This window comes from Motilimonas sp. 1_MG-2023 (assembly GCF_030547455.1).
GTDB lineage: Bacteria > Pseudomonadota > Gammaproteobacteria > Enterobacterales > CBDFNC01 > Motilimonas.
Map to the genome: position 1 here is coordinate 82,005 of NZ_JAUOPX010000014.1, position 24,150 is coordinate 106,154.

Annotated in this window: 22 protein-coding genes; 11 read left to right on the top strand and 11 right to left on the bottom strand. The window is 43.7% G+C overall.

The features are described from left to right. Positions 1-19: 19 nt before the first annotated feature. Together Q4519_RS09780 and Q4519_RS09785 are read left to right on the top strand one after the other, a co-directional pair. Positions 20-784 carry an ABC transporter substrate-binding protein gene (locus tag Q4519_RS09780; RefSeq protein WP_303511848.1) on the top strand — a complete coding sequence of 255 codons (765 nt, stop codon included), beginning with the start codon at positions 20-22 and terminating at the stop codon, positions 782-784. Positions 785-997: 213 nt separating this feature from the next. Further along, on the top strand, positions 998-2,590 hold the full coding sequence (locus Q4519_RS09785) for an alkaline phosphatase (protein ID WP_303511850.1): 1,593 nt from the start codon (positions 998-1,000) through the stop codon (positions 2,588-2,590). 856 nt (positions 2,591-3,446) lie between these two features. Here the strand turns inward: Q4519_RS09785 and Q4519_RS09790 are convergent. Together Q4519_RS09790 and Q4519_RS09795 are read right to left on the bottom strand one after the other, a co-directional pair. Further along, positions 3,447-4,598: an HmuY family protein gene (locus Q4519_RS09790; RefSeq protein ID WP_303511852.1), complete on the bottom strand. Its 1,152-nt coding sequence runs from the start codon at positions 4,596-4,598 to the stop codon at positions 3,447-3,449. Positions 4,599-4,638: 40 nt separating this feature from the next. Further along, on the bottom strand, positions 4,639-6,663 hold the full coding sequence (locus Q4519_RS09795; RefSeq protein WP_303511854.1) for a TonB-dependent siderophore receptor: 2,025 nt from the start codon (positions 6,661-6,663) through the stop codon (positions 4,639-4,641). Between the two features lie 140 nt (positions 6,664-6,803). Between Q4519_RS09795 and Q4519_RS09800 the strand changes: the two genes are divergently transcribed. Beyond that, entirely contained in the window at positions 6,804-7,721 is a 918-nt protein-coding gene (locus Q4519_RS09800; protein ID WP_303511856.1) for a sugar kinase, read from the top strand. A gap of 208 nt (positions 7,722-7,929) precedes the next feature. Here Q4519_RS09800 and Q4519_RS09805 read toward each other — a convergent pair whose 3' ends face one another. The 5 genes from Q4519_RS09805 to Q4519_RS09825 all read right to left on the bottom strand — a co-directional run bounded on the left by Q4519_RS09805 (position 7,930) and on the right by Q4519_RS09825 (position 11,010). After that, positions 7,930-8,286, bottom strand: coding sequence for a hypothetical protein (locus tag Q4519_RS09805; RefSeq protein WP_303511858.1), 357 nt, complete (start codon positions 8,284-8,286; stop codon positions 7,930-7,932). Between the two features lie 72 nt (positions 8,287-8,358). Further along, a complete protein-coding gene (locus tag Q4519_RS09810) occupies positions 8,359-8,904 on the bottom strand; it encodes a lipocalin family protein (protein WP_303511860.1) in 546 nt (181 codons plus the stop codon). A gap of 61 nt (positions 8,905-8,965) precedes the next feature. Beyond that, positions 8,966-9,289, bottom strand: a complete 324-nt coding sequence (locus Q4519_RS09815) for an AzlD domain-containing protein (protein WP_303511862.1) — start codon at positions 9,287-9,289, stop codon at positions 8,966-8,968. Between the two features lie 2 nt (positions 9,290-9,291). After that, entirely contained in the window at positions 9,292-10,044 is a 753-nt protein-coding gene (locus tag Q4519_RS09820; protein ID WP_303511864.1) for an AzlC family ABC transporter permease, read from the bottom strand. 3 nt (positions 10,045-10,047) lie between these two features. Then, a complete protein-coding gene (locus Q4519_RS09825) occupies positions 10,048-11,010 on the bottom strand; it encodes a bifunctional helix-turn-helix transcriptional regulator/GNAT family N-acetyltransferase (protein ID WP_303511866.1) in 963 nt (320 codons plus the stop codon). Between the two features lie 240 nt (positions 11,011-11,250). On the opposite strand from Q4519_RS09825, the gene Q4519_RS09830 reads away from it, so the two are divergent. From Q4519_RS09830 to Q4519_RS09850, 5 genes are all read left to right on the top strand, one after another. Beyond that, a complete protein-coding gene (locus tag Q4519_RS09830; protein WP_233054810.1) occupies positions 11,251-12,684 on the top strand; it encodes a diguanylate cyclase in 1,434 nt (477 codons plus the stop codon). Further along, on the top strand, positions 12,677-14,035 hold the full coding sequence (locus tag Q4519_RS09835; protein WP_303511869.1) for a glycosyltransferase: 1,359 nt from the start codon (positions 12,677-12,679) through the stop codon (positions 14,033-14,035). The genes Q4519_RS09830 and Q4519_RS09835 overlap by 8 nt, the downstream gene beginning before the upstream one ends. A 107-nt stretch (positions 14,036-14,142) precedes the next feature. Continuing rightward, on the top strand, positions 14,143-15,252 hold the full coding sequence (locus tag Q4519_RS09840; RefSeq protein ID WP_303511871.1) for an HlyD family secretion protein: 1,110 nt from the start codon (positions 14,143-14,145) through the stop codon (positions 15,250-15,252). Between the two features lie 69 nt (positions 15,253-15,321). Continuing rightward, complete coding sequence (locus tag Q4519_RS09845) at positions 15,322-15,831, top strand: chalcone isomerase family protein (RefSeq protein ID WP_303511872.1); 510 nt, start codon at positions 15,322-15,324, stop codon at positions 15,829-15,831. After that, positions 15,831-16,352: a DUF3833 domain-containing protein gene (locus Q4519_RS09850; protein WP_232802047.1), complete on the top strand. Its 522-nt coding sequence runs from the start codon at positions 15,831-15,833 to the stop codon at positions 16,350-16,352. The genes Q4519_RS09845 and Q4519_RS09850 overlap by 1 nt, the downstream gene beginning before the upstream one ends. 81 nt (positions 16,353-16,433) lie before the next feature. Here the strand turns inward: Q4519_RS09850 and Q4519_RS09855 are convergent, their stop codons facing one another. Further along, positions 16,434-16,676 (bottom strand): TIGR02647 family protein, encoded by a 243-nt coding sequence (locus tag Q4519_RS09855; protein WP_232802046.1) that lies wholly within the window; start codon positions 16,674-16,676, stop codon positions 16,434-16,436. Positions 16,677-16,857: 181 nt separating this feature from the next. Here Q4519_RS09855 and Q4519_RS09860 point away from each other — a divergent pair, with 181 nt between their 5' ends. Then, complete coding sequence (locus tag Q4519_RS09860) at positions 16,858-17,490, top strand: hypothetical protein (protein WP_232802045.1); 633 nt, start codon at positions 16,858-16,860, stop codon at positions 17,488-17,490. Positions 17,491-17,496: 6 nt separating this feature from the next. Here Q4519_RS09860 and Q4519_RS09865 read toward each other — a convergent pair whose 3' ends face one another. Both Q4519_RS09865 and Q4519_RS09870 read right to left on the bottom strand, forming a co-directional pair. Further along, positions 17,497-18,900 carry a hypothetical protein gene (locus Q4519_RS09865; protein WP_303511874.1) on the bottom strand — a complete coding sequence of 468 codons (1,404 nt, stop codon included), beginning with the start codon at positions 18,898-18,900 and terminating at the stop codon, positions 17,497-17,499. Positions 18,901-19,312: 412 nt separating this feature from the next. Then, positions 19,313-20,167, bottom strand: a complete 855-nt coding sequence (locus Q4519_RS09870; RefSeq protein WP_232802043.1) for a Tim44 domain-containing protein — start codon at positions 20,165-20,167, stop codon at positions 19,313-19,315. Positions 20,168-20,403: 236 nt separating this feature from the next. Here Q4519_RS09870 and Q4519_RS09875 point away from each other — a divergent pair, with 236 nt between their 5' ends. Beyond that, positions 20,404-20,799, top strand: a complete 396-nt coding sequence (locus tag Q4519_RS09875; protein ID WP_232802042.1) for a hypothetical protein — start codon at positions 20,404-20,406, stop codon at positions 20,797-20,799. A gap of 216 nt (positions 20,800-21,015) precedes the next feature. Continuing rightward, a complete protein-coding gene (gene asnB / locus Q4519_RS09880) occupies positions 21,016-22,914 on the top strand; it encodes an asparagine synthase (glutamine-hydrolyzing) (RefSeq protein WP_303511876.1) in 1,899 nt (632 codons plus the stop codon). Positions 22,915-22,966: 52 nt separating this feature from the next. Here asnB and Q4519_RS09885 read toward each other — a convergent pair whose 3' ends face one another. After that, positions 22,967-23,971, bottom strand: a complete 1,005-nt coding sequence (locus Q4519_RS09885) for an acyltransferase family protein (protein ID WP_303511878.1) — start codon at positions 23,969-23,971, stop codon at positions 22,967-22,969. Between the last annotated feature and the right edge of the window lie 179 nt (positions 23,972-24,150).

The following is a 24,150-nucleotide window of genomic DNA, read 5'->3' on the forward strand; positions in this document are numbered from 1 at the left end:
ATCTCCCGTTGTCGTTGCCATGCGACTGATCCTCGTCTTTGTTTTATGGTTAGCTCTACCTTGTTCATTGGCGCTTGCCAAACAGGCTCGCGTACTTAATATTGTGGTAGGTGAGTGGCCGCCTTTTGTTTCCGAACAGTTGAAACATCATGGCCCGGTGGCACATCTTATTAGTGATTTGTTTAAAGACGCTGGCTATCAGGTTAACTATCATTTTGCGCCTTGGGGCCGCGTTTATTCATTGGCGGCGAGCAGCCAGCTTTATGACGCCACTGCGGTCTGGATGTACAAGCCGGAGCGATTACGCGATTTTTTGTTTAGTGCACCAGTGTTACAGGAGCAATTCGTATTCTTTTCCCTTAAGTCACGGCAATTGCAGGCTGAGAATTTAGCGCAGATTGTTGGCATGCGTCTTGGTGGAGATATCGCCTACAGCTACGGGCCAGAGCTAGATAAGATGGTAGCTGATGGTCAGGTAAGCCAGCAACGAGTGACGAGTGTGAAGCAAAATTTCAGTAAGTTATTACGGGGGCGTATCGATCTTTACCCGCAGGAAATGCACATTGGTTTGGCTGAGCTGCGGAGTGAACTTGATCCCGCAAGTGCAGTCCTGATTACATACAGTAAAGCCCCTTTTTTACGTAATGACAGTTTTGTCATGTTTCCACGTAACATGCCTGATTCAGATAAGCTTAGAGTGCAATTCAACCAGTTGTTAGAGCAAGCCATTGCAAGTGGTCGCTACCAGGAATATTTTGAGCGGTTGGAGCAAGGGAAGTATTGACGTTTCTTGTCGCTGGGCTTTGTCGGGCCATTATAATTATGCAGGGGAGTACCTCGAATAATCGGTTTAATTAGCGATCTATTCTGCAGTTATTGAGTATTTGTAGTTCTTTTAGTGTTTATTGTTAGTCATTCAAGTGTCTTATTCTTGTCATAAAACAGTCTTAGTATCGCCACTCTAATACTTATTTCATCATTTTTCATAGGAAAACCCATGATACCGATGCACGTGGCAAAAAAGTCTGTTCTAGCGCTTTCATTAACCCTAGCGAGTTACGCAAGTTTTGCACAAACCCCCGTAAAGAATGTCATCTTAATGATTGGTGACGGCATGGGACCTGGCCAAATGGGATTGCTAGAAGAGTATGCGCGTAAAGCGCCTAAATCCATCTACCAAGGTCATGACACTGCACTAAAAACCCTCATTGATAAGGGCGTGCTTGGCATGTCATTACATAGCCCAGCGGATGCTTTGGTGGTTGATTCTGCTTGTTCTGCTTCTCACTTAGCCTCTGGTGTTGATGCACCTTCTGAAGCGCTCGGCTTGGATATTGATGGCAACCCGGTTGAAAGCGTTTTAGAAATTGCCAAAAAAATGGGCAAAGCCACAGGCCTAGTGTCTGATACGCGCTTAACCCACGCAACCCCTGCGGCTTTTGCGTCGCATCAACCACATCGTTCATTCGAAAATGAAATTGCTGAAGAGATGCTCGCGACAGGCGTTGATGTGATGTTATCGGGTGGCTTACGTTACTGGATCCCTAAATCGGCTAACGATAAAGGCGAGTTGTATCAGCAGCTGGTTAAGCAAACAGGTGGTGATATTCAAATTAAGTCGAAGCGTAACGACGAGAAAAACCTATTAACTCAAGCTGCATCTGCAGGTTATAGCGTTGTTCATACTCGTCAGGCTTTAGCGGCGGCGCAGGGAGATAAAGTGCTTGGTCTATTTGCTTATTCAGGCATGCAAGATGGTATTGAATACAGTAATAGTAAAAACGATCCGAAACGCTCGATGCCGGGTTTAAAAGAAATGACTCAGAAAGCGCTAGATGTATTAGCTCAAGATCCTGATGGTTTCTTCTTAATGGTTGAAGGTGGGCAAATTGACTGGGCTGGACATAATAATGACGCCGGCACCATGTTGCATGAAATGCTTAAGTTCGATGAAACAGTTCAATATGTGTATGACTGGGTGAAAGATCGTAACGATACCCTAGTGGTGGTAACGGCAGACCATGAAACCGGTGGCTTTGGCTTTAGTTATTCACGCGCTGGTATCGTTCAACCAGAAAATCGTTCGGGTAGCGCATTTAAAGATCACGCTTACAAGCCTAACTTTAACTTTGGTGGCCTAGCTATTCTTGATAAGTTATACGCGCAAAAAACCAGCTTTGCGAACATGCTGATTGAGTTTGATGATAGCGGTGATAAAAAACCACAAACACTGCAAAAAATCGTTAATGCAAACAGCGAGTTTGATATTACATTAGAGCAAGCTAAGGCTATTTTGGAAACTGAGCCGAATCACTTTCACGACCCTAAACATAGCTACTTAAGCGCTGAAACCTTTCCTAAGGTTGATGATTTTGAAGCTTTCTATGTTTACGGTGAAGAAGTTCGTAGCGACCTAATTGGCCGCGCGATGGGTGAAGAACAAAATATTGTTTGGGGCACGGGTACACATACTGATACGCCAGTTGCTGTTATTGCCTACGGTCCAGATGCTGTCACCGCACCGTTTTCACAGCTTTCGCACCACACTGATGTAGGCCAGCTGTTAATTAAAACCGTGAAAGGTAGCTAATAAAAATCGGTTACCGGTAAATTAACCGAACGGATTAAACTAATGATTAAAAGGAGAGGCACTAAGCTTCTCCTTTTTTGTCTTTGGTTTTCTAGGTTTCCATTTTTTAGTGTATCCACTACAAATTATTTTTGTTAGCGAGCTTGATGCTGCTGTATTGTCTTAAAAATCAATGTTCTAAATGAAATTATAATGTTTACAGTTACACTTAGCTATGCTGATTAAGTGGCCACGGGCATGCGCAGCAAGGATGCCGCGCTTGAGCCTACAGGGAGGTATTTACGGCGGCTCGTGGTGGATTAATCAAGCAATGGCTTGGCGCTGTCATTTATTGATCACTTGAGTACCAGAGCACTCAAGCCTGTTTTCATCGCAAAACCGCTGTGAATATGTCCCTATACGCTCTGCGTTTTCATCCCTGAAAACGAAGTTTTGCCATAAAAACATGCTTTACTGCGATCGCGTCGGCCACTAAGCCATGCTGATTAAGTGGCCACGGGCATGCGCAGCAAGGATGCCGCGCTTGAGCCTACAGGGAGGTATTTACGGCGGCTCGTGGTGGATTAATCAAGCAATGGCTTGGCGCTGTCATTTATTGATCACTTGAGTACCAGAGCACTCAAGCCTGTTTTCATCGCAAAACCGCTGTGAATATGTCCCTATACGCTCTGCGTTTTCATCCTTGAAAACGAAGTTTTGCCATAAAAACATGCTTTACTGCGATCGCGTCGACCACTAAGCCATGCTGATTAAGTGGCCACGAGCATGCGCGGTAAGGATGCCGCGCTTGAGCTTACAGGGAGGTATTTACGGCGGCTCGTGGCGGCTTAATCAAGCAATGGCTATTTATGCAGGACTAATTAAGCTCTTGATAGCGCAATACTAAATTACCGCTTTTTAGGGCGCCATCGCTGCCGTAGTTGCTCACCACTTGCAGTTTAAACAAGCGGGCATCGCCTTGGCTTTCGTCTTTGATTAAATAAGTGGTAAAGGTTGGCCACATTTTGTGCTGGCCTTGAACGCTGTATTCCAAGGGGCCGTAGCTACCAGGTTTGCTTAAAATGCCTTCGGCGCGATCGGCAAAGTATTTATACACTTGCTTGTTGTCGGTGGGATCGGTCACGGCATTTACATTGGCTACCATCACCGCGCCTACGCCTGCTTTGCCTGAGCCCGATGCGCCGCCATTCACTTGCAGTGGGTAATCGCGGCCATTTACTTTAATGCTTAAGTCCCAAGCTTGATCTGCGCTTGTTAGGGCATTCGTTTCTAAATCCCAATAAGCTGTCGCGTTAGAAAAATCTAACGCTGGTGAATCTACCGCAGGGCTAAATTGCTGCGCATTGGCATCCCAATTTTCTACCCTTAATACCACTTTTCGAGTTGTGGTTGGGCCAAAGGCAACACTGACTTGTTTGACGCTAACACGAGCATAATGGTCGCCACTGGCTGAGCGAATGATCCAACCATTGTCTGCTTTAGCGGAATATACCGGTGCGCCTTGGCTGTAATCGGCGGTTAACCAATCCGAGGTGTTAATTTGTGTGATTAAGCTATCGCTAACAAACTCATTGCAGGCGTTGGCGGTCACGGCGTTAAAATCGGTAACCGTGTTGGTTTGATTGAGCTTAACAAATTCCGCTTCGACTGCGTTGCCTTCACCATCAAACAAGCCGCTGTATTGGTGTGCAATACAACCACTGACTTTACCTTGGCCAGATAAACCGCCATTTAGCATAAAGCCGCTGTATTTTTGATACCCGATCTGCCAACTTTGATCGGTTACGGTGGCATTTGATAGCAGATCGAATAATGCTGGTTGGCTAGCATTGGTGGCATCTAAGTTTGCATCAGTAAAAGTCGGTGCCGGCTCGGGAGCGGTGGTAGGCGTTGGTGTAGGCACCGGCTGGTCGGTGTCGGTTGTGGCAGATCCGCCTGAGCCTCCGCCACACGCGGTTAGTAAAATAGAGCTGATAGCAAGGGCGAGTATTTTTTTATTAGGGTACATCTTGGTTTCTTCCTTTCTTAGATCAAACAGAGGGTGGGGACTAGCCTTCTATGCGCAGTCCAAGGTAAACAAAACGACCGACTTCCGGTCTAAAATCTGTGCCGGTTGCGGGCGTGTCGCGTACGGTGTCAGTAAGGTTATCTATGCCAAAAAAGACTCGCGTTTGTGGCTGAATAAAATAGTTCACCTTAAAGTCAAAGGTGCTGTAGGCCGGCGACTGACGTAGGTTTTCGGCATCTAAGTACTCTTTGGTTTGGTAATTGCCGTATAACGAAAAGTCTGTATTGATCGCCGCTAAGTGATAATTAAGCTTGCCCTTAATTAAATGTGCCGGGCGACGAGTGAGCTGCTGGCCAGTCGTTTTGTCTTCGCTATTTAAATAACTATAAGAAAGGTTGGTTTGCCAATTGTGTAGCCATTGATAACTGGCGCTAATATCTACACCTTGGGTCATGGCTTGGTTAACGTTGTTGTAGTTGAAAATACTCAGGCCTCGCGCATCCGATGCTTGCTGATCATAGGCCGTATCAATCAGGTTTTTAATCTCATTATGAAACAGGTTAATGTCGAACATTAAGTCGGCATTAGGGTGCAGCTCGGCACCAAGTTGCAGGCTAACTGAGGTTTCAGGGACTAGGTCAGGATTGCCCAAAATCATGTAGCCTAACGCACTATGATCAAATACATAATGACGTTCTTTTAAGGTGGGGACACGGTAGCCGGTACCGATGCCGCTGCGAATTTTGCCATCAAACTGGCTTAATGCGTCGGGGCGATACATCAGATTAAATTTGGGCGCGGCATGCACGCCAAAGTCCGAGTCGTGTTGCACGCGAATACCGGGCAGCAGCTCTAAATTATCAGTGAGGAAGAAGTCATCCTGTAAGTAAAACTCTAGGTTGTTGCGACGTTTTGTCCCGTTGAGCTCATCGATATCGCTTTGGTTTTGCTGGCTACGACTGATTTGCTGCTGGTTTAAGCTGCTGCGATAAGCGACTGCACCAAAGGTAACCAAGTGATTGTTAAAATAATCGCTGTCGAGTTGTAGCTCTACTTTGTCGAACTTGCTTAGGCCAATACGGCTTTGATCCAATGCTTGGGTACTTAAAGTATCTTGCGAGGTTTTATCTTCAAATTCTTCATACATATACCAGCTAGACAGTTCAAGATGATCTGTAAGGGGTTGATTGTAAGCCAGTAGAATATTTTTTCGGCTAGCTTGCTCGGCTTTTACTTTTTTTATTTTGCCAATACCGGGGACAAAAGAGCCAAAGTTTTTGTAAATATCTTCTTGGTACCAACTGGGCTTGACGGTTAGCTCGCCGCCATTAGCAAATAGGTAGCCTAGTTCAAGGGAGAGATTGGTTTTATCGCCGGCATCGCCTGCAAAATCCCAGTCGCTAAGATCAAGATCACTGCCACCCTTGTGGCGAATGTCGGCCATCAACTGGGCGTACCAAGTATCGCTATTCTTACTGAGTAATAGGTTGGCATGTTGATCATTAAGTAGGGCGCTGCTGACATTGTGTTGGTTGCCGTAGCTGCCGCCGTCGAGGGTGAATTGGTAACGTGTGCCAGCAGTTGCGCGTTTGGTAATAATGTTGACCACGCCGCCCATGGCTTCACTGCCATACAGCGCAGATACTGCACCTTTAACAATTTCAATATGTTGCACGTCAGCCACGGCTATCTGGCTTAAATCGACACTGGATCCAGTCGAGGCCGTGACGGGCAGGCCATCAATCAAAATCAGTACGCGGTCGGCGTTAATACCTTGTAACCAAACTTCTTGACCACTTTTTCCGTGGATTGGCTTTAACATGAGTCCGGGGACGTTTTTTAGCCCTTCAGCGAGATCGCGAGCATGGCTGTTGGCGAGTTCTGCAGCGGTGACTATTTCTGTGCGCACCGGTACATCGAGTAAGGCCTTTTCGGTTTTGGTGCCTGTTACTACCATAACAGGGGCCTCTGTCGCAGCACTAGCGGTTGTGATCAAGGCGTAGCTGCTCAATAACATTGAGGCTAACCAGCGGCGACGAAAAAGCGAAGAAACAAGATTATCCATATTGCTAATACCCAGCTGCAAAAAACAGCTAGATAATAATGATAATGGTTATCAATTGCAATTTGATTTTTTAGGTTTGCTTGCTTGGCGGATGATGCCGCATAATCAATCCTGATTTGGTCTCTCAAGGAAGCGTAATAATGACAACAAAAGTAGCAGTCATTGGGGAATGCATGGTGGAGCTGCAGCAAAAAGGCGATTTGTATCAGCCCAGCTTCGGTGGTGATACCTTAAATACCGCTTTGTATTTGGCTCGCTTGAGCGCACCCCATGGTGTGAGTACTGCTTATTTAACAGGGCTGGGGCTTGATACCTTTAGTGAGCAAATGCTACAAGCTTGGCAGGTAGAGCACATCGACACACAGTTTGTCGCGCGTTTAAAAGATAAGTTGCCCGGTTTATATTCGATAGCCACCGATGCAAAAGGTGAGCGAACCTTTCATTATTGGCGCAGTGATGCGGCGGCAAAATATTGGCTACGCGAGCACAGTGTGGCGAGCTTAACCGGTTTACTAGAACAATTTGATTGGCTTTATTTGAGTGGCGTGAGTTTGGCTATCTTGCCCGACGATAGCCGAGAGTTACTGTTTACAGTGTTAAAACAGTTGAAAGCGAAAGGGATTAAAATTGCCTTTGATAATAACTATCGACCGATACTTTGGCCTAGCCAAGCGCGGGCTCAGCAGTGTTATCAGGCGATGTTGGCGTTAACGGATCTGGCATTTTTAACTTTTGACGATGAAGAGTTGTTATACGGCGAACAAGATGAAGATCGGGTTATTAAACGCACCCTTGCTGCGGGGGTAAGTGAGGTGGTGATTAAGCGCGGGGCAGAGCCGTGTTTGGTGGTTACAGCAGAGGGCGTGACAGCGGAGCCTGCTCAGCCGGTGACTAACATAGTGGATACCACCGCGGCTGGCGACTCATTTAGTGCGGGGTATTTGGCGGCGCGGCTGTTAGGTGTTAGCCCATCTGCGGCGGCCCAAGCTGGCCATCAACTTGCTGGTACCGTGATCCAATACTCTGGCGCGATTATCCCTATAGAAGCGATGCCATAACAGTACCTCTAGCTCGGTTTAAGCATCAGGGTGAACGGATGAGTGAGTGAATTTTAATTACTCAGTGATATCTTCCTAGACGAAGCGCCGTAACATCATCCTTGATGGTTTAACCGCCGCATTCATGCGGCTGATATTCGTCTAATGATTTATCACTTATTGTTTAAAAAGATATTCACTATCTCACCCTAGGGTCTGTTTATAAATGCTATAGCTGATTAAGCATATCGTAATATTGCTGCAGTACTTCTAACGCGCGCAGCGTAGCCACAATCAAGCCCCAAGTTAGTAGACTCGTTGCTAGGGTGATCGCTACTTTCCATAACCGAGTAATGTTGGGGTGGAACCAGACTAGCGGCAGTGCCAATGGCCCAACCGATAAAAATAACACCACTAAAATGCTGGTTTTGAAATACCAAGGCAGTTCAGGCTTAGTGTTGGTTACGGTGGGCGTTATAGGCTTGGTTGGCGAAGATTGAGTTGGTGCAGCTAAAAATTCACCGCAATGCTTACATTTGATCGCCGCATCCATGATTTCTTCGGCGCAAAAGGGGCAGGTTTTCATTGTTTGAGCCTAACTTGTCATTTATTGAAGAGTCAATAAGTTAGCACCTTTTTAGCCAAGGTGCAGGGACTTTTAAGGCGCACTTGTATCAGCAGCGGATTGTTCAACAAAAATCAGCGCATCGGTATTAAAGCCTAATGCCTTGGCTTGTTTGATAAAGTCTTGTTTCACGGCGTCAGTTACGGTGGGGGTACGAGATAATAGCCATAAGTAATCACGATTGTTACCGGCAATAAATGAGTATTGATAATCGTCTTGGTCTAAATCAAATACCACATAAGCGCCGTAAAAAGGGCCAAAAAACGATACTTTTAGATACCCTTCATTATCATCGCGAACAAAATAGGCTTTACCTTCGGCTTCTTGCCATGTTTGCTCTGCAGTATTAAAACCTTTGTTTAGCACCTTGATGCCACCATCTTCGCGCATCGAATACGTTGCTGACACTTGGTTTAAACCGCGCTCGAAAGAATGATCGAGTCGCGCTATTTCATACCAAGTACCTAAATAACGTTCACTTGAAAAAGGCGTGACAGGTGTAATGCCCGCGGGTAAGCCTGTGCAAGCGTTAAGTAGTAATGCGCTACAAGAGAGAAGCCATTTTTGCCACGTTTTCATCTGTATCACCTTAGCCAGTAAGATATAAGTTAAGTTCATGTGTTACTTAATCTAGCCATGTTTAGATCAAGTGGTGATAAACCATAAAAAATGCCATGCCCAGGCCTATGGTTAACAGCAGGTTACGGCTGATGAGGGCAACAAAAAACGACACCACCCCAGCGACCAAGTAACTGTTGCTAAAGCTTAGCTCAACCGTGCCATGAGGCAGCACCACGCTGGGCACAATAATGGCGGTTAACACAGCAGGTGGCACATAACTTAAGGCTTGTTGTAAAGGGGCTGGTAAGCGTAAGTTACCCGCCATCGCAAACATGATAAAGCGAATTAAGAAAGTGACCGCGAACATGCCACCGATTAACCAAGCTTCTTGTTGTATCGCCATGATTAAACTCCTTTATTAGCTGTAGCTGTGGCATTCGCAAGGGGGAAATATTTCGCCACCAAATAACCAACGCTGATGCCAGCAAGGGCGGCGATCAACAGGCCAACTTTATTGGGTAGGTGAGCAAATTGCAGTGACATACCTGCAGCCACTAATACCGCACTGATCATCGCTTTGCTGTTTAGGTAAGGCACGACCATGCCAATAAAGGTGACAGACATGGCGAAGTCGAGTCCCCAGTCAGTGATATTAGGAATGGCACTGCCCAAAGCAATGCCGATCACTGTGCATAAAACCCAGTTACCGTACATGGCTGACATTGAGCCTAAGTAGAACCAATGTGCTTGTTTAATATTATCGCCTTGGTAGCGGCGGTTGACGGCGGCAAAGGTTTCGTCGGTTAAGCCAAACGCCATGATAGCGCGCACGGGTAGCGGCAGGTGTTTAACTTGCTCAACTAAAGCTGTGGCATAAAGTAAATGACGCAAATTAACCACTAAGGTGGTGAAAATAATAATGCTTGGGCTGGCTCCTGCGGCAATCAAGCCTAAGGCAATAAATTGCGCTGAGCCTGCAAAGACGATGATCGACATAGCCATGGTGGCAGCAATGGATAGGCCGCTGGCGGGGGCGAGGGTGCCGAATAATATGCCAAAGGGGATCGCACCTAAAATCAAAGGTAAGGTTGCTACTGCTCCGGCGTTAAATTCGCGCCAGCGTAGCATGTGTAATTCAAGTGTGTTGGTCGTTGCCATGGCTTAATCCTTACTTGAGGTATTGAGTGCTAACGTCATATAACGATCGGCACGAGGGTAACTTGACTGTCCTTGCGGATGTGGCACGACTTGAAAGCCGAGGTGTTGATATAAGGCCATGGCCCGCGTAAGCGCCGAGTTAGTTTCTAGAAATACTTGTGTCATGGCTAATTGTTGCGCTTTATTAATCGCGGTCAGCATTAGTTGACGGCCAATGCCTTTACCTTGCTGGTTCGGTTGCACTGCCATTTTGGATATTTCCATGGTCTGTTGATCATGAAGTCGTAAGGCGAGGGTGCCAACTATATGATGGCCTTGGCGAGCAAAGAAAATATAGCCGCCACTGGCCAAATAATATTGTTCGGGGTGATAAAGGGCTTGCTGATCAATCGCGGTTAATTCGCCATTGAAATACTGATTTAGCCAAGCCAAATTAAGCTCGGTGAAGTCGTGTTTGTATTCGGTTTGCCACGGCTCTATGGTTATTGCATCTTGCGGTGCAGGCAATTGCGTTACCACTCGCTCGGTTAAGCTTTGTTGTGCCAGCAACTGCTCAAACTCATCGATCGCTGCTAATAACGGATGCTGCTGTTGCTGCATGATTTGCTCTAACTGCCATTGTATTTGTTGCCAAATGGGCTGCGCCTGCTGACTAATTTTCAGTGACTTTTCGGTAAAGGCCACGACTGTTACCCGTTGATCACTCGGGTGTGGTTGCTTGTGTAACAAGCCTTCTTTGATCATTTTTTGTGTCATTTTACTGATGGCAGGGTGGCTGACGGATAAGCGCTGTGCGGCTTGAGTAACGCTGACAGGGCCTTCATTGTTAATCAAGGTAAACAGCGGAAAATAACTTGGGTTAAGCGCTATCCCTTGTTGTTGATAAATGGCATCAACCTGTTGCATCAGCAAATCTGACAAGCGTTTAGTGCGGCTACCAAGAGAAAGGCTGCCGAGTGTTTGCATATGATCTGTCATCAGTATATTTATTTGTGTAACTAGTTACGTAAATGCTATTTGATTTTTCTTTTTAAGTCAATTCTTCGTGAAAAACCCTATTTTTATAATTAGTTACCAGCAAAATTGCCGACTAAATGAAGAAAATACACCTAAACTTATTGATGAGCGCAACCGAAAACCTAGCTAAATAGCTTACCTGTTCGTGCTTGTTTGAACCGGTCACCCAGTGCAGAAAGGAAGTCGCCTATGCCCAATCACTCTAATGGAAAGCCAGCATTACTCAACTTTAATGAGGCGGGCGAAGCGTATGATTCTGATGACAAAAAGCCGGTGATTTTATGCTTAGGTAAGCCTGATGTTCACTATTCCGAGGCTTATAGTGTCAAGGTGTTGTTTGATTTGGCCGCTTTTTATGACGCGTTACCATTATATGAAAATCTAGCGGCGATCTTGCTCTGTCAACATGCTGCTGATGAGGCGTTACCGGTGATCCGTCAGCATCCTAATACCGCATTAATACTGGTATTTTGTGATGAGCCTTGTCTATACCCTCATGATGGCAATATACCTACCGAGCAGCAGTTAACGTCAGCATGGCAAGCTTGGCAGCAAGCGTATGCGAGCTATCCTGAACTAGGTAAAACTCATAATCCACAAGATCTTTTATTAGCCTATTTAGCATTAAGAGGTGATTGCTTACTTACCCCTGAGCGCGACTTATCGTCAGCCTTGAGCTATCGCTACCCAGTATTAGAGCTATTTGATTTGGGCGACAGTCAGTATTTTCTTAAGCAAGCGATGCGGGATGAATTAATGTCGCCGGTGAGCTTAGTTGATCGGGTGCGCCAGTGTACCCATTGTGGTCATAACAAGCTGAACTATGTCGATTTGTGCCCTCAATGTAGCTCGCTAGATATTAAGCAGCAATCGGCTATTCACTGCTTTACCTGTGGCCATGTTGGTGAACAGCAAAGATTTATGGATGGTGGGCGGTTAGTTTGCCCTAATTGTTTAACCGCTTTGCGCCATATCGGCGCGGATTATGATCGTCCGTTAGAAAACATGGAGTGTAATAGCTGCCAGTCTTTTTTTATTGAAGCTAAAGTAGTCGCGCGCTGTTTACACTGTGACCATGAAAATGATCCGAGCGATCTGAATATTGCTCAAATCCAATCTTTTCGAATTACCGATAAAGCCAAGTTTCGGTTACGTGTCGCGTTAGATGAACGTTTTTCTTTAGACCTAGGTGAACAGGTCAGTCGCGACTATTTACATTGGCTGGTGGACTGGCAACTCGGCTTAAGCCGTCGTCATCAAATAGAGTTTGCTTTGTTATGTCTAAGCTTTAACCGGGTTGAACAAGCGGTTGATGAGTTGGGGGCCGCTCAGGTGTATCGGATGATCGGGCAACTAGGTACACAGGTTAAAGATCGACTACGGGTTACCGATGTGATTTGCCAATACGAAGATCACAGTTACTTGTTGCTATTGCCCAATTTACCAGTCGATCATTTAACAGTGGTACAGCAGAAGATGCGTCAGCTATCTCAGTTGGTGGAAGGCTCTAGCGCGCTTGATATGGCGGTGTCTTATTATCATGCGCCAAGCGAGCTTGTTGAAGGTGAGAATGGCGAGTTTTTAATCGCTCGCTTGCTGGCTGAGGCGAGTGGCCATGATTGATTTTCTGACCACCGTATTTGGTTTACTGGGGCAAATTTGGCTTAGTGCGCTTATTGATGGCCAGCGCACCGCTTTCTTGTTGCCGGCATTTATCTTTATCGAGCTGTCACTGTTATTGGTGATCGTGTTTGGTATTTTACACTGGTATCGCCATCGCCAAGCCTTTTTGAGCATGCCAAGCACCTATCACCCTCGGGTATCGATCATCATAACGTGTTATGGCGAAGGCCGTGAGATTGAAAAAACCATTTTGAGTTTTGCCGAGCAAATTTATGCCGGTCATATTGAAATTATCGCCGTGGTGGATGGTGCGAAGCAAAATGCTGACACCTTTGCTGCCGCCATGGCTTGCCGTGCTTGGTTTGAACGTCGCCATCGTAATCAGCCGCTGCGCTACCCCAACCGCAGTTATCGCGTGCTGCCCAAATGGCAGCGCGGGGGGCGAGTGTCTACCTTAAATGCGGGACTGCATGTCGCCCATGGTGAAATCATCATTAATGCCGACGGTGATACTTCGTTCGATAATGTCACAGTGGCTTTGATGGTGCGCCATTTTCAAGACCCGAATGTGCCGGCAGTAGCCGGGGCGCTTAAAGTGCGTAACCAGACCGATGGTTGGGTGACGCGGATGCAAACTTTGGAATACATGATGTCGATTCAATGTGCGAAAACGGGCTTGGCACGTTGGAATATGGTGAATAATATTTCTGGTGCGTTTGGCGCATTTCGTCGTGATTTTTTACGCAAAATAGGCGGTTGGAATACCCACACCGCGGAAGATTTAGATTTAACCATGCGGATCAAAGCGTACTTTGGTCGCCACCCCAATTTATATATCCCTTTTGAGCCTCATGCGATTGGTTTTACGGAAGCGCCAGCGACTTTTAAAGAGTTTCGTCAGCAGCGTTTACGCTGGGATGGTGACTTATTGTTCCTCTATTTAAGAAAGCACAAACAGAGCTTTCGTGTTCGTTTACTAGGCATTAAGAACTTTATTTTCACTGTCATTTACGGTGTGCTGCAAGAAATAATACTGCCATTCTTAATTTTCTTATTCACCTTGTGGCTATTTGTGATTTATCCCGCGGACTATGCTTGGGGGGTATTGCTGTTTGTCTACTTTTTATACTTAGGCCAAGCCGTGCTGATGTTGGCTTTGTATTATTTTCTGATTTCAGAGCGACGCGAGCAAGAGCTTTGGATTTTTCTTTGGTCGCCTATTTATCCCTTATTCGCCTTTTTTAGAAAAATGTGGTCAATGGTCGCCGCCCTTTATGAAATTGTCGGACGTGGTCATGAGGAAACGAGCATGGCGCCTTGGTGGGTAATAAAGCGCGGCACCAAGTTTTGATTCCGCGGAAATGCTTGATTGCGATATAAATATCACTGCCACTGGGCGTTGTAGGAGCTGTATTTATACAGCGAAAAAATCGTCGATATTGATTAATTGGAGAGGCAATGGATATAAAATTTTCTTCATCAAAGCAACGTAAGCCTGACGTTGATGATGGCGCGAAAGTTATTTATGCCTCAGATAAACGTAAGGTATTTAAATTACGTTGGTACGCCATTTTAATTGTGGTGCTTAGCCCGGTGGCATTCATGCTTTATCAACTGGCCAACGATACCATTATCGTGAAAGCCAAAGGGTTACTGAATACCGATGCGGCAGTGCTTTATGCCAGCGACCGCGCGCGTGTCGAGCAGGTATTAGTGACACCGGGACAAAGCGTTTTTGCCGGTCAGCCACTTATTAACTTATCCAGTGAGTCGTTAACGGCGCAGGAAAAGTTACTGACCACTGAATTAGCCAGTCTGCATAATAAACGTCAAAACAGAAACAGTGTGCTACTGCGTAGTTTAGAGCGGGCCTTAGTTGCCGCACAGGAAGGCTTAGTGGATCAAAGTGAAACGCTAAAAAAATACAATGTATTGCGCCGTGAAGGGGTGTTAAATGAAGCGGAAATGGCCGAAATTCGTAACCAACACACCCAAGCAAGAATCTCAGTGCAAGACCGGCAGTACGCACTCGATAACGCCAAACGTCAGTTTTATATTGAATCAGTGACCGGCCCCATGGCCAGCCTGATCAGAAACGTAGAGCAGCAAATTAATTTATTAAAGCTTGAGCAAGGCGCGCTTAATCTAGCCGCTCCGCGTTTAGGTACTGTGCATCATGTGTTTGTTAAACCGGGTGATATTGTCACTAATACTTCCCCGCTACTGCTATTGAGTAATATAGAAAACCAGCAGGTGATCAGTTACTTACCACCAAAATTTTTAGACTATTCCGATATAGGCCAAGAGGTGACCATTATCCTGCCTAATGGCGATACGGTGCTAGGGCGGGTTAGTGCGCCGACCGTGATGGCGGCAATTATTCCGGAAAGTCTAAGCACCGCTTTTCAGCGTGATAACGCAGCCCTTGAAGTGACAATTAAGCCATTAACGTTGATTGATGCTCAAATTGAAAATTTACCTGTGATAGTGCGATTTCATTTTAATGGCGAAAACACCAGTTATTGGTTAGATCAGTTATCTCGTTGGTGGCAACGCATGTGGGCTTAATGATTAATTATCGATCTAACATCTGTAGCGGCTCGTATCTAATTTAACAGTAAAGGTTAAGGGTTGGATATGAAACATAAGTTGCTAGGAGTCCTAGGGTTATTGTTTTTGCTTAGCATTAACGCTGCATTTGCCGTTTCTCCCGTAAGTGATTTAAAAAAAGTTGGCTCAGGGCAAATGGAGTGGTTATTTTTTTCGCTTTATGATGCCAGTCTCTACAGTGAAACGGGGACTTATCAGTCCGACCGTTTTCCAATCGCACTGCAAATCAAATATCACAAACAGATTGATAAAAAACATCTACTTGAAGCGACTCAGGAGCAGTGGCAACACCTTGGAATTGATAATAAACAGCAGAACGATTGGTTGATGCTACTAAATCAGATCTGGCCTGACGTAAACAGTGGCGATGAGCTGACTTTTGTGGTGCAAGCTGATGCCAGCAATATGTTTTATTTCAATAATAAACCCATCGGCAAGGTTCAAGATGGTGAATTTTCAACAGCCTTTCTCGCTATTTGGTTGTCAGAACACACCAGCCGCCCAGAATTACGCCAGCAATTGATAGGAGCCCTGTAATGCGTTCATTTACTTTACTAATAAGCAGCTTCTTACTATTAGCCTGTAGTAACCAACAGTTGAGTGACTATCAAGACAAGCAACCAACGCTGGACTTGCAAGCTTTCTTTACCGGTGAGTTGGAAGCGTCTGGCATAGTGATTGGGCCAACAGGCAAGGTGACGCGCACATTTACAGTGGAGTTACTAGGCACTTGGCAAAATAATCAAGGGGTATTAGAAGAGTGGTTTGTGTTTGATGATGGCGAAAAAACCACTCGCACTTGGCGTATTAATGATTTGGGCAATGGCCAATATACGGGCACTGCAGGCGATATTATCGGCACTGCTGAAGGCGCCAGCGCTGGTAATGCCTTGAAGTGGGTTTATGACCTAGAAATTGAAGTGGATGGCAGCGTGTATCAAGTTAAGTTTGATGATTGGATGTACCAAGTGTCAGACAATGAAATCATTAATAAAAGTAAAATTAAGAAGTGGGGTTTTGATGTCGGTGAAGTGATATTGTCGATTAGAAAGAAATAATCATTCCATTTAAATCAGTTGGATAAATAAAAACGCCACCACTCAATGAGTGGCGGTGCGAAATAGGTTAGCCAGTGATAATTAGCGCAGAGAGATAAGTAGCGCTTCTAAGTTTTCAGCTGTTTTGGCTCCAATGTCAGTTAAGTAGCCGCCGTCATCGCGTGTAATTAAACCTTTGTCGAATAATCGTTTAGCTGCCACGGCCAGTTCAGGAGAACACTCGCTGTGAATTTTAATGCCCTGTTCGTGGTTGTCAGTATTAAAGCAAGAGAGAATTTTTAAATCGTTGACCAGTTCAACGGAGATTATTTCAGCACCTTTCATAAGATTTCCTTAACTGAATAAAGGGTTAACGCCACACTAAACAGTTTAGACGTTGAAAACGCTGTGCTAAGTCAAATATTGCCGATAAGGCGCGACTATTCACAATTATTCGTGAGCAAGTTTGCTTTTCTGGCTCGGCTTTTATAGCGTGAATAGAGTTCTTCACCAATGAGCGCACAACATGAATGACATGTCGGCAGAGCAGAAAACGCAAATACTCATCGATCACTTTGGTCTGTCCACCTCTGCTAAGGATGTGGGTTTTATTTTACCTGACGGTAGAATGCTCAATTTACAGCGTTGGTATCCCGATCGTAGACGTAACCATGTCGATGCGGTATCTGTGATATATGGCCGTCCGCCCTCGGGTAAACAATGGAACGAAGTTGATTTGATAGCATTAATGGCTGAGCTACGTTTGCTGCGCTTTTGTTTGAAAGGTGAAATTCATGCTGCTAACCCGCCCACGCGCAGTCAAATTCGTAAACTTTATTCACTAGTGGCTTATCGTTCTAACGTGTTTGAGGTGCTAATTTCAAATGCGCAGGGGATCACCATGGCGCGCGCTGAATTGGTGTCGCCAACCATGGAGAAAATTCTCAACGTATTTAAAATTTACTCTGACAATACGGTGCACTTAAGCGAAGATGAATTTGGCATTGAAGAGAGAGAGAATCACTATAGTTTAGTGTTTCGCCCCAACCAGCAAACAGTGGGGCGCTATTTGAAAAACTCTGGCGTAGTAGAAATGAATCCGCTGTTTGATCAAGCTAAACCTTTGTTTATGAAATTATTGGAATATTATCTAAAATAATTCCGCCTACTGCTCTGGCTCTTTTGCTACCGGTTTTTGATACGTCCCGGCGTGCTCTACATCTATAATGCCAGAGCGGTTTAGGGTGATCTTATAACGTTCAAATTCCTCCTCAGCAAATCCTTGATTGAGGGCGATAATGACATTTATCTGGTAGCGTCGTTCGATGGCCGTTTTTTGAATCTTCTCACCATTGAGTTCGAATAGTTTACCTTGGCCTCGCTCTAAATAACGCGCCAGTGGCCGTAAGCTAAAAATGATGGTTTCTTCTAACGACTCATAGCCAGGTTGAAACTCGGAATTAGCGACGCGAGTTTCTAGGCGGTAATGCAGTAGTTCAGCACTTTGTTGGTTTTGGGTATGACGTCTTGCTAACAACTCTTGTGCTTGTTTTGGCAACTTACGTGAGCGGATGTAGTCGAGCCAAATTTTTTGCTTGGCCATTTCTGTTTGGTTAACCGTGTCTTTCAGGGTGCGCAGCCACTTCGGTTTACCACGTCTGATCCAGCGCCAAAGCATGTTTTTGAAATCATCTTTAAACACTTCTCGCACGCCATAGATAACGGAAAGCACTAGAATCATCACTGAAGTAATGCCACTCAGCGCCCCTTGGGTTTTGATGATAAGTGTTAGCACTACTGTCATCACCAAGGCGGTTGCGACTCCCGTTACCACTTTTCGAGTGATGCTACCTAAAGCTGTGGTTTGTTCACGAAATACGACACCATGCTCAATGAGTCGACGTAATAAGCGCATTTTATTTGAGATGCGGTTGGGGTCGTTAAGGGTTGAGGTGGAATTGTAATTAAGGCTCAAACGGTATTTATTTTCTTGCTCACAAAATTGCAGTAACTCATTACGTTGTTGGCTGTAATCCGATTGACGTGGTTTTTGTGCCAGCATTTTGAGTAATGACTGTTCGGTGTACCAAGAAAGGTAATTATCAACGTTTTCAAATATTGCATTGAGCTTTACATCGTTGGGCGCGTTACGACGCAATTTTTTTAAAATTGTTAAGCTGTTTGAAGCCAGCACTAAGGCGGCATCGTAAAAGGCATGAGTATACTCACTGTCTTCCAAAATCAAGGCTTCAGCAATATCTGTATCTAGGGCGACCAGGTATTGATAGGCAAATAAGTTAAGGTTAACTCGGTATTCATCAGGAGAGCGTTTCATGCGGCTGGCAAACCGAGTATGTAACAAAGGTAAATGTAAACCTTGGGTAAAGTAGGCGCGTTGACCTGTGATTGCTGAGTTAAAGTATTCGGTTTCCGAGAGCGTATTACTGTTAATGCCCATTTCTTTAGGCAGGGAAAAATATAAATCGAGGCGACGCTGTTCACCTTTGTTTAACTGATGCTTCAGTTTAAATGAGAGTTTTTCATGACTTGTTATATTAACTTGGCGCAACTTGGTTCCTTGAGTAGGGATCTCCCCTTATTATAAACAAGGCGTTAAATAATAGCTTAGCTTAATGCATAGTATGTTTGGTTGTTTCACGAAGTTAGAGAAGCGATAACCCCTTTGCTAAGCAAAGGGGCTGATATTTATACCCAAGTTACCTCAAGATACTTGTTCAGCGAGAATTTGTAAGCTGTTAGGCGCGACGCTGATTTGAGACATAGTTATCCTACGTTGAAAATCAGCAACAAAGCATAACAGCCTACACAACTCGCCCTTTGGGAGCCGCTCATTATGTTCATTTTTTCGTTAAAAAGCCTCGCAAGGGAGCACCATTACTTCGTCTTTTTGCCTCAAAGTAAAAAGAATGAGCGGCTCTGAATCCTCCATCTTGAGGTATCTTGAGGTATATTGGTTTTATTTACTGCTCAATACCCACGATTAACCAAGGAGCGTCGGCTTGAGCGGCATTGCGCTCTAAGTGCCACACTTCCTTAATGTCTTCTTCTACGCCTTCCACCGTGTCACGGTAGCGACCGCTGAACTTAACACTGACTTCCGCTAGGCTCGCGCTATGAGTAGCACGTACTAGTTCAGCATCCATAAACATGACTTCAGTGTGTTGTGCACCGGCTAACTCTCGGCGTTGGCTGCTTAGCTCGTTGTAGAGTTCAATGGAAACATACTCTTGGATCTTGCTTAAGTCGTTGTCATTCCAAGCTTGTTGTAGTGTTTTGTAGTGGCTACGAGCACCTTCCAAAAAGCCTGCCAAATCAAATCCCGGTGGCAAGTCAAATGGGACATCAGTTGCCGCTTGGGCAAAACCATTGCTGCCAGTATTGGCAAAACCCGTTTGTTCGGCTTGTTGGCGGAACTGATTTGGGTTTTGCTGATTCGCAGTGGCGTAAGCGGGTCGTTGTTGTGCGCCTGCCTTTGATGCCATAACAGCACGGAATATTTTAAATAAGACGAAGGCCACTAAGGCGATGATCAGAATATCCATAATCTGAATATTCTCAAAACCACCACCCATAAAGAGTGCCGCGAGTAAGCCACCCGCTAATAGGCCGCCTAGCATGCCGCCCATTAAGCCTTTTTTACCAGGTGTTCCTGCTGGTGCTGCCGCCGGTTTATTTGGCGCAGCAGGCTGTGCTGGGGCCGTTTTATGGCTTTTACCGATTGATTTACTGCCACCGAATTTCTTTGCTTCAACAACTGGGCTGCTCACCAAGCCGACGGCAAAAATCATCGCGAACATAATAAAAAACTTTTTCATTTGTAGGGTTTTTTCTTTAATTGGTTGAGGTGGTCTCATCATAGCTGTGCGACATTATATGTCAATCGACAATGATTGTTATTTAAATGAAAAAGCGGGGTGAGCGTGCTTTTTTGGGTTTTATTTTAAAGCTTTTTATTATTAGTCATATTCTCTGGCATAGGTTTTGCTTTGTTTATTACTTGTGGCCAGTAAATTTGATAATCGTTAACATTTTGACGTTAAAAGGGGATGTCGTGAAACTAAATGCTTACAACCAACCCGGTCTGGCTTACGGTTTGCCAGATAAAAATAAAGTGGCAGAGGAGGTTAAAGAGCCCAATAAGCCGACGACCTTGCCAGATGCGGCTGAAAATGAAGATTCCAACGGTACTCCAGCGACTCAAGAAACCATCCTAGAAGGTATACAGAGGGTTAAGCAGTCGATGAATGATATTCGTTACAGTACCGAAATAGCTGCAGGCGATAAAGAACAGCAACTAAAACCATTACAAAATGAATTGGACGAGTTAGTGAGCGCGATGCAATTTGCGATTAAAGATTTTGCTAGCAACAAAACCAATGAACTATTTGGTTTTGATAGTAGCGGATCAGAAAGAAAAGTAGGCACTTTGTTTGATTTCATGGCCTAGACTTGTCCGTGTTTCCAAAACTAATGTTTACCCTATAACGGATGTGGCATATTTATTTATCAATGATTATTTAACCAATAATAAGTAGCTACTTTTCCCTTCAGCTTGCTCGTTCCAGAAGCACTAATTAATGTTTTTATAGTTCACTAATGTTGGTTCAATCGGTTATATTACCACTAGTTAACTCACTTAAACTTATATATAAGAAGGGAATCTATGTGTGGTATTGCTGGACAATTTTCATTTCATAATCAAGTCGCAGACCTGCAAACTGTATCAAATATGGCTTCAGCTCTACATCATCGGGGTCCAGACCATCAAGCTGTAAAGTCATTTGGGGCATTATGCCTCGCTCACACAAGATTGAGCTTACTTGACTTTTCTGAGAATGGACACCAACCCTTTTACAATAATCGGTATTCATTGGTATACAATGGTGAGATATATAACTTTAAAAAAATAAGAAAAGAAATTGAATTGAATTTTAATATTAACTTCTTATCTAGCACAGATACTGAAGTGTTATTTTACAGTTTGATTTACTTTGGTGTCGAAAAAACACTGGAAAAAATAGAAGGTATGTTCTCATTTGCATTTTTCGACAACGAAATAAATAAGCTTTATCTTGTCCGTGATAGATTGGGAATAAAACCATTATTTTATACGATTAAAAATGACTCTGTTCTCTTTTCCTCTGAACTAAAATCAATAAAAAATGTAGTCGATGTTAAGGTTGATCACCCAATGGTGATTGCTGGATTATCAGGCCACGCTGAACGTAGTCGAAGCAGAACTTTGTTCAAGGGTATTAAACAACTTACTCCTGGTACTACAATGGTATTTGATGCTGCTGGAAACGTTGAGTCTAATGTTTGGTTTCATCCTGCTGATTTGGTCGATCTAGCCTATTACAATGAGTTGGATAGGCTATCTGATCATGAAGTATCTAACGAGTTCGCATCATTATTTACCAATTCAGTGGAAAAAATGTTAGTTGCGGATGCTTCGATTGGTGCTTTTGTGTCTGGAGGCATTGATTCATCTTTAATTGCAATGGAAGCGAAGAAGTTAGGTGCAAAGTTGCAGGCATATTCAGTAAATGTTACTGGCCGGCATAGCGAAATAGAATATGCAAAAAAATTGGTAGGTGAAATTGGGACCCAATTACATATTTATAATTTTGAGCCTGAAATGTTTCTGCGTGATTGGGTAAAAACAACTTGGTTCAACGATGCCCCAGTTACGATTAATCCTCATGCGGTTCCTTTTGGTAATTTAACAGCTCTAGCATATAAAAATGGTGAGAAAGCTGTGTTGACAGGAGAAGGGGCTGATGAATTATTTTTAGGTTACCCTGTTCATGTGAGGGCTGCTTTTGATCAGGCAATCAATTCTCCATGGAATTGGTTTAATCGACTGTATTCTAAAATTCCTGGCTCACAATCCCAGCAGCAGGCAATAAAAAATAAATATTTAAGTCAATTAAATGATATGCAGTTAGATTACGAGCAACTTGAGGATGAGTATAAAATTAACCAATCGGTTTTGGCATTGCCTAAATCACAGCACCGATTGCAGGCGCAAAGCCTTAAATTATTGACGACAACCTTGCATGCGTTACTTTGGCGAAATGATCGAATGGGAATGATGAATTCAATAGAATCTCGTTTTCCTTTTTTAGATGAATCAATTTTAAAATTTGCAGCAAACTTACCAGTTAAGCATAAAATTAGACGTAGCTGGAAATTTGGTGATATTCGTCATCCTTTTCATATATCAAAGCATATTGTTCGCCAAGCTGGAATTCAAGGTTTGAGCGAAGAATTAGTGAAGAGAAAAAAGTACGCATTTCGAGTTCATACTCAATCTGAAAATAGTATAAATGCTGATTTTTTTAAAAATGGCTTTTGGCAAGAATTTGTTGGCTTATCAAATAAACAACTAGAGTTTATGTGCGAAAATACAAGTAGCTATACATTAGGAAATATCGCCTCAATGGATATATGGGGACGATTGAATATTCATAATGAATCCATTGAAGACGTGTCGGGGTTTGTAGCGAAAAACATGATGACTGAATTATCAAAAATAAAAATTTCTGATAATCCAAACTAGTCTGTCACCGCTACAGCTTCAGCTGTAGCGGCTTCTATATGGCTTTTGATTTTCAATCAAAATTCACTTCTTTGTTTTTAACCTTATTTTTCCACACTCCTAACGCCAGGAAGTGTGAATATTTGTTTCTTGATACCAATTTTTCAATAATTATAGGGAGTGAGATACCTATAATTACTCCAGATGTTATTAGTAACAATGTGTTATCTATTGATAGTGCGTTTAATACCTTTTTTGATAGCACAGTAAAAAAGATATGGTATAGGTATATACTGAAAGAGTAGTGGCCTATGTAGCTAAGGAATTTATTCTTCCAGCCTGATTTTAATAGGCTATAGCATGCGAGAAGTCCAATGATTAATCCTATAATGCTTTTTGTATCTTCTTTTGCAAAAATATCCAATACGCCTAAAAGAGCATAAGTCGAAACCGATAGGAGTACAGCAAGATATAGTTTTGGTAATTTAAGTTTGAATCGGTAACATGCAAGCCCTGCCATGAAGTACGGCAGTAGGTAGATAGCCCCATTAATGGAGAAAAAATTATGTTTTAGCTTTAAATCTAAAATATAGAGAGTGGAAAAAATAATAAATAAGAAAGAGAATGAAATCTTGTTGTCCAACAGTCTTATCGACTCTAGTATCGATATAAACATGAATATCAGAAACAATGATTCGACAAACCAATATAAATTCACTGGACAAATATGCAAGTATAGCCAACGATATTCGACGCCACTGGTTATTGAGTGCATTAGGGCATAGCTTGTGCCAGCAACAAACATTGGAATAAGTAAGCGAGTGGCTTTGCCACTGATAAACTCTTTAAACTCACCATTAAATGGCCTGTAGGCGTAAATGTAACCAGAAAGAAAAGTAAATAGTGGCATTCTAATGTAGGCAAGAAAGTCGGTGATTTGGCGTAAAAAACCTTCTTCTATTTTTAGCCCATTAAATGCATTGACTCCTATTACATGACATAGAATGAGCAGGATACATGCAAGCCCTCTGAGGGTGTCAACGCTGAAATTTCTTTCCTTTTTTGCAATAGAGTCCAAAATAAAATCCTTTTTAAAGTGCGCTTTATTTGATTTCACGATTTAACAAGTCGCTGAATGTTCATTTTTTACAGCTTCGACATAGAAAGGCCAACGACAGAAAAAATTTCACTAAAAGTAAAATTTTTCATTTTAATAGATGAGTTGGTAAACCCGCATTACTGTAGCCTGTAATGATT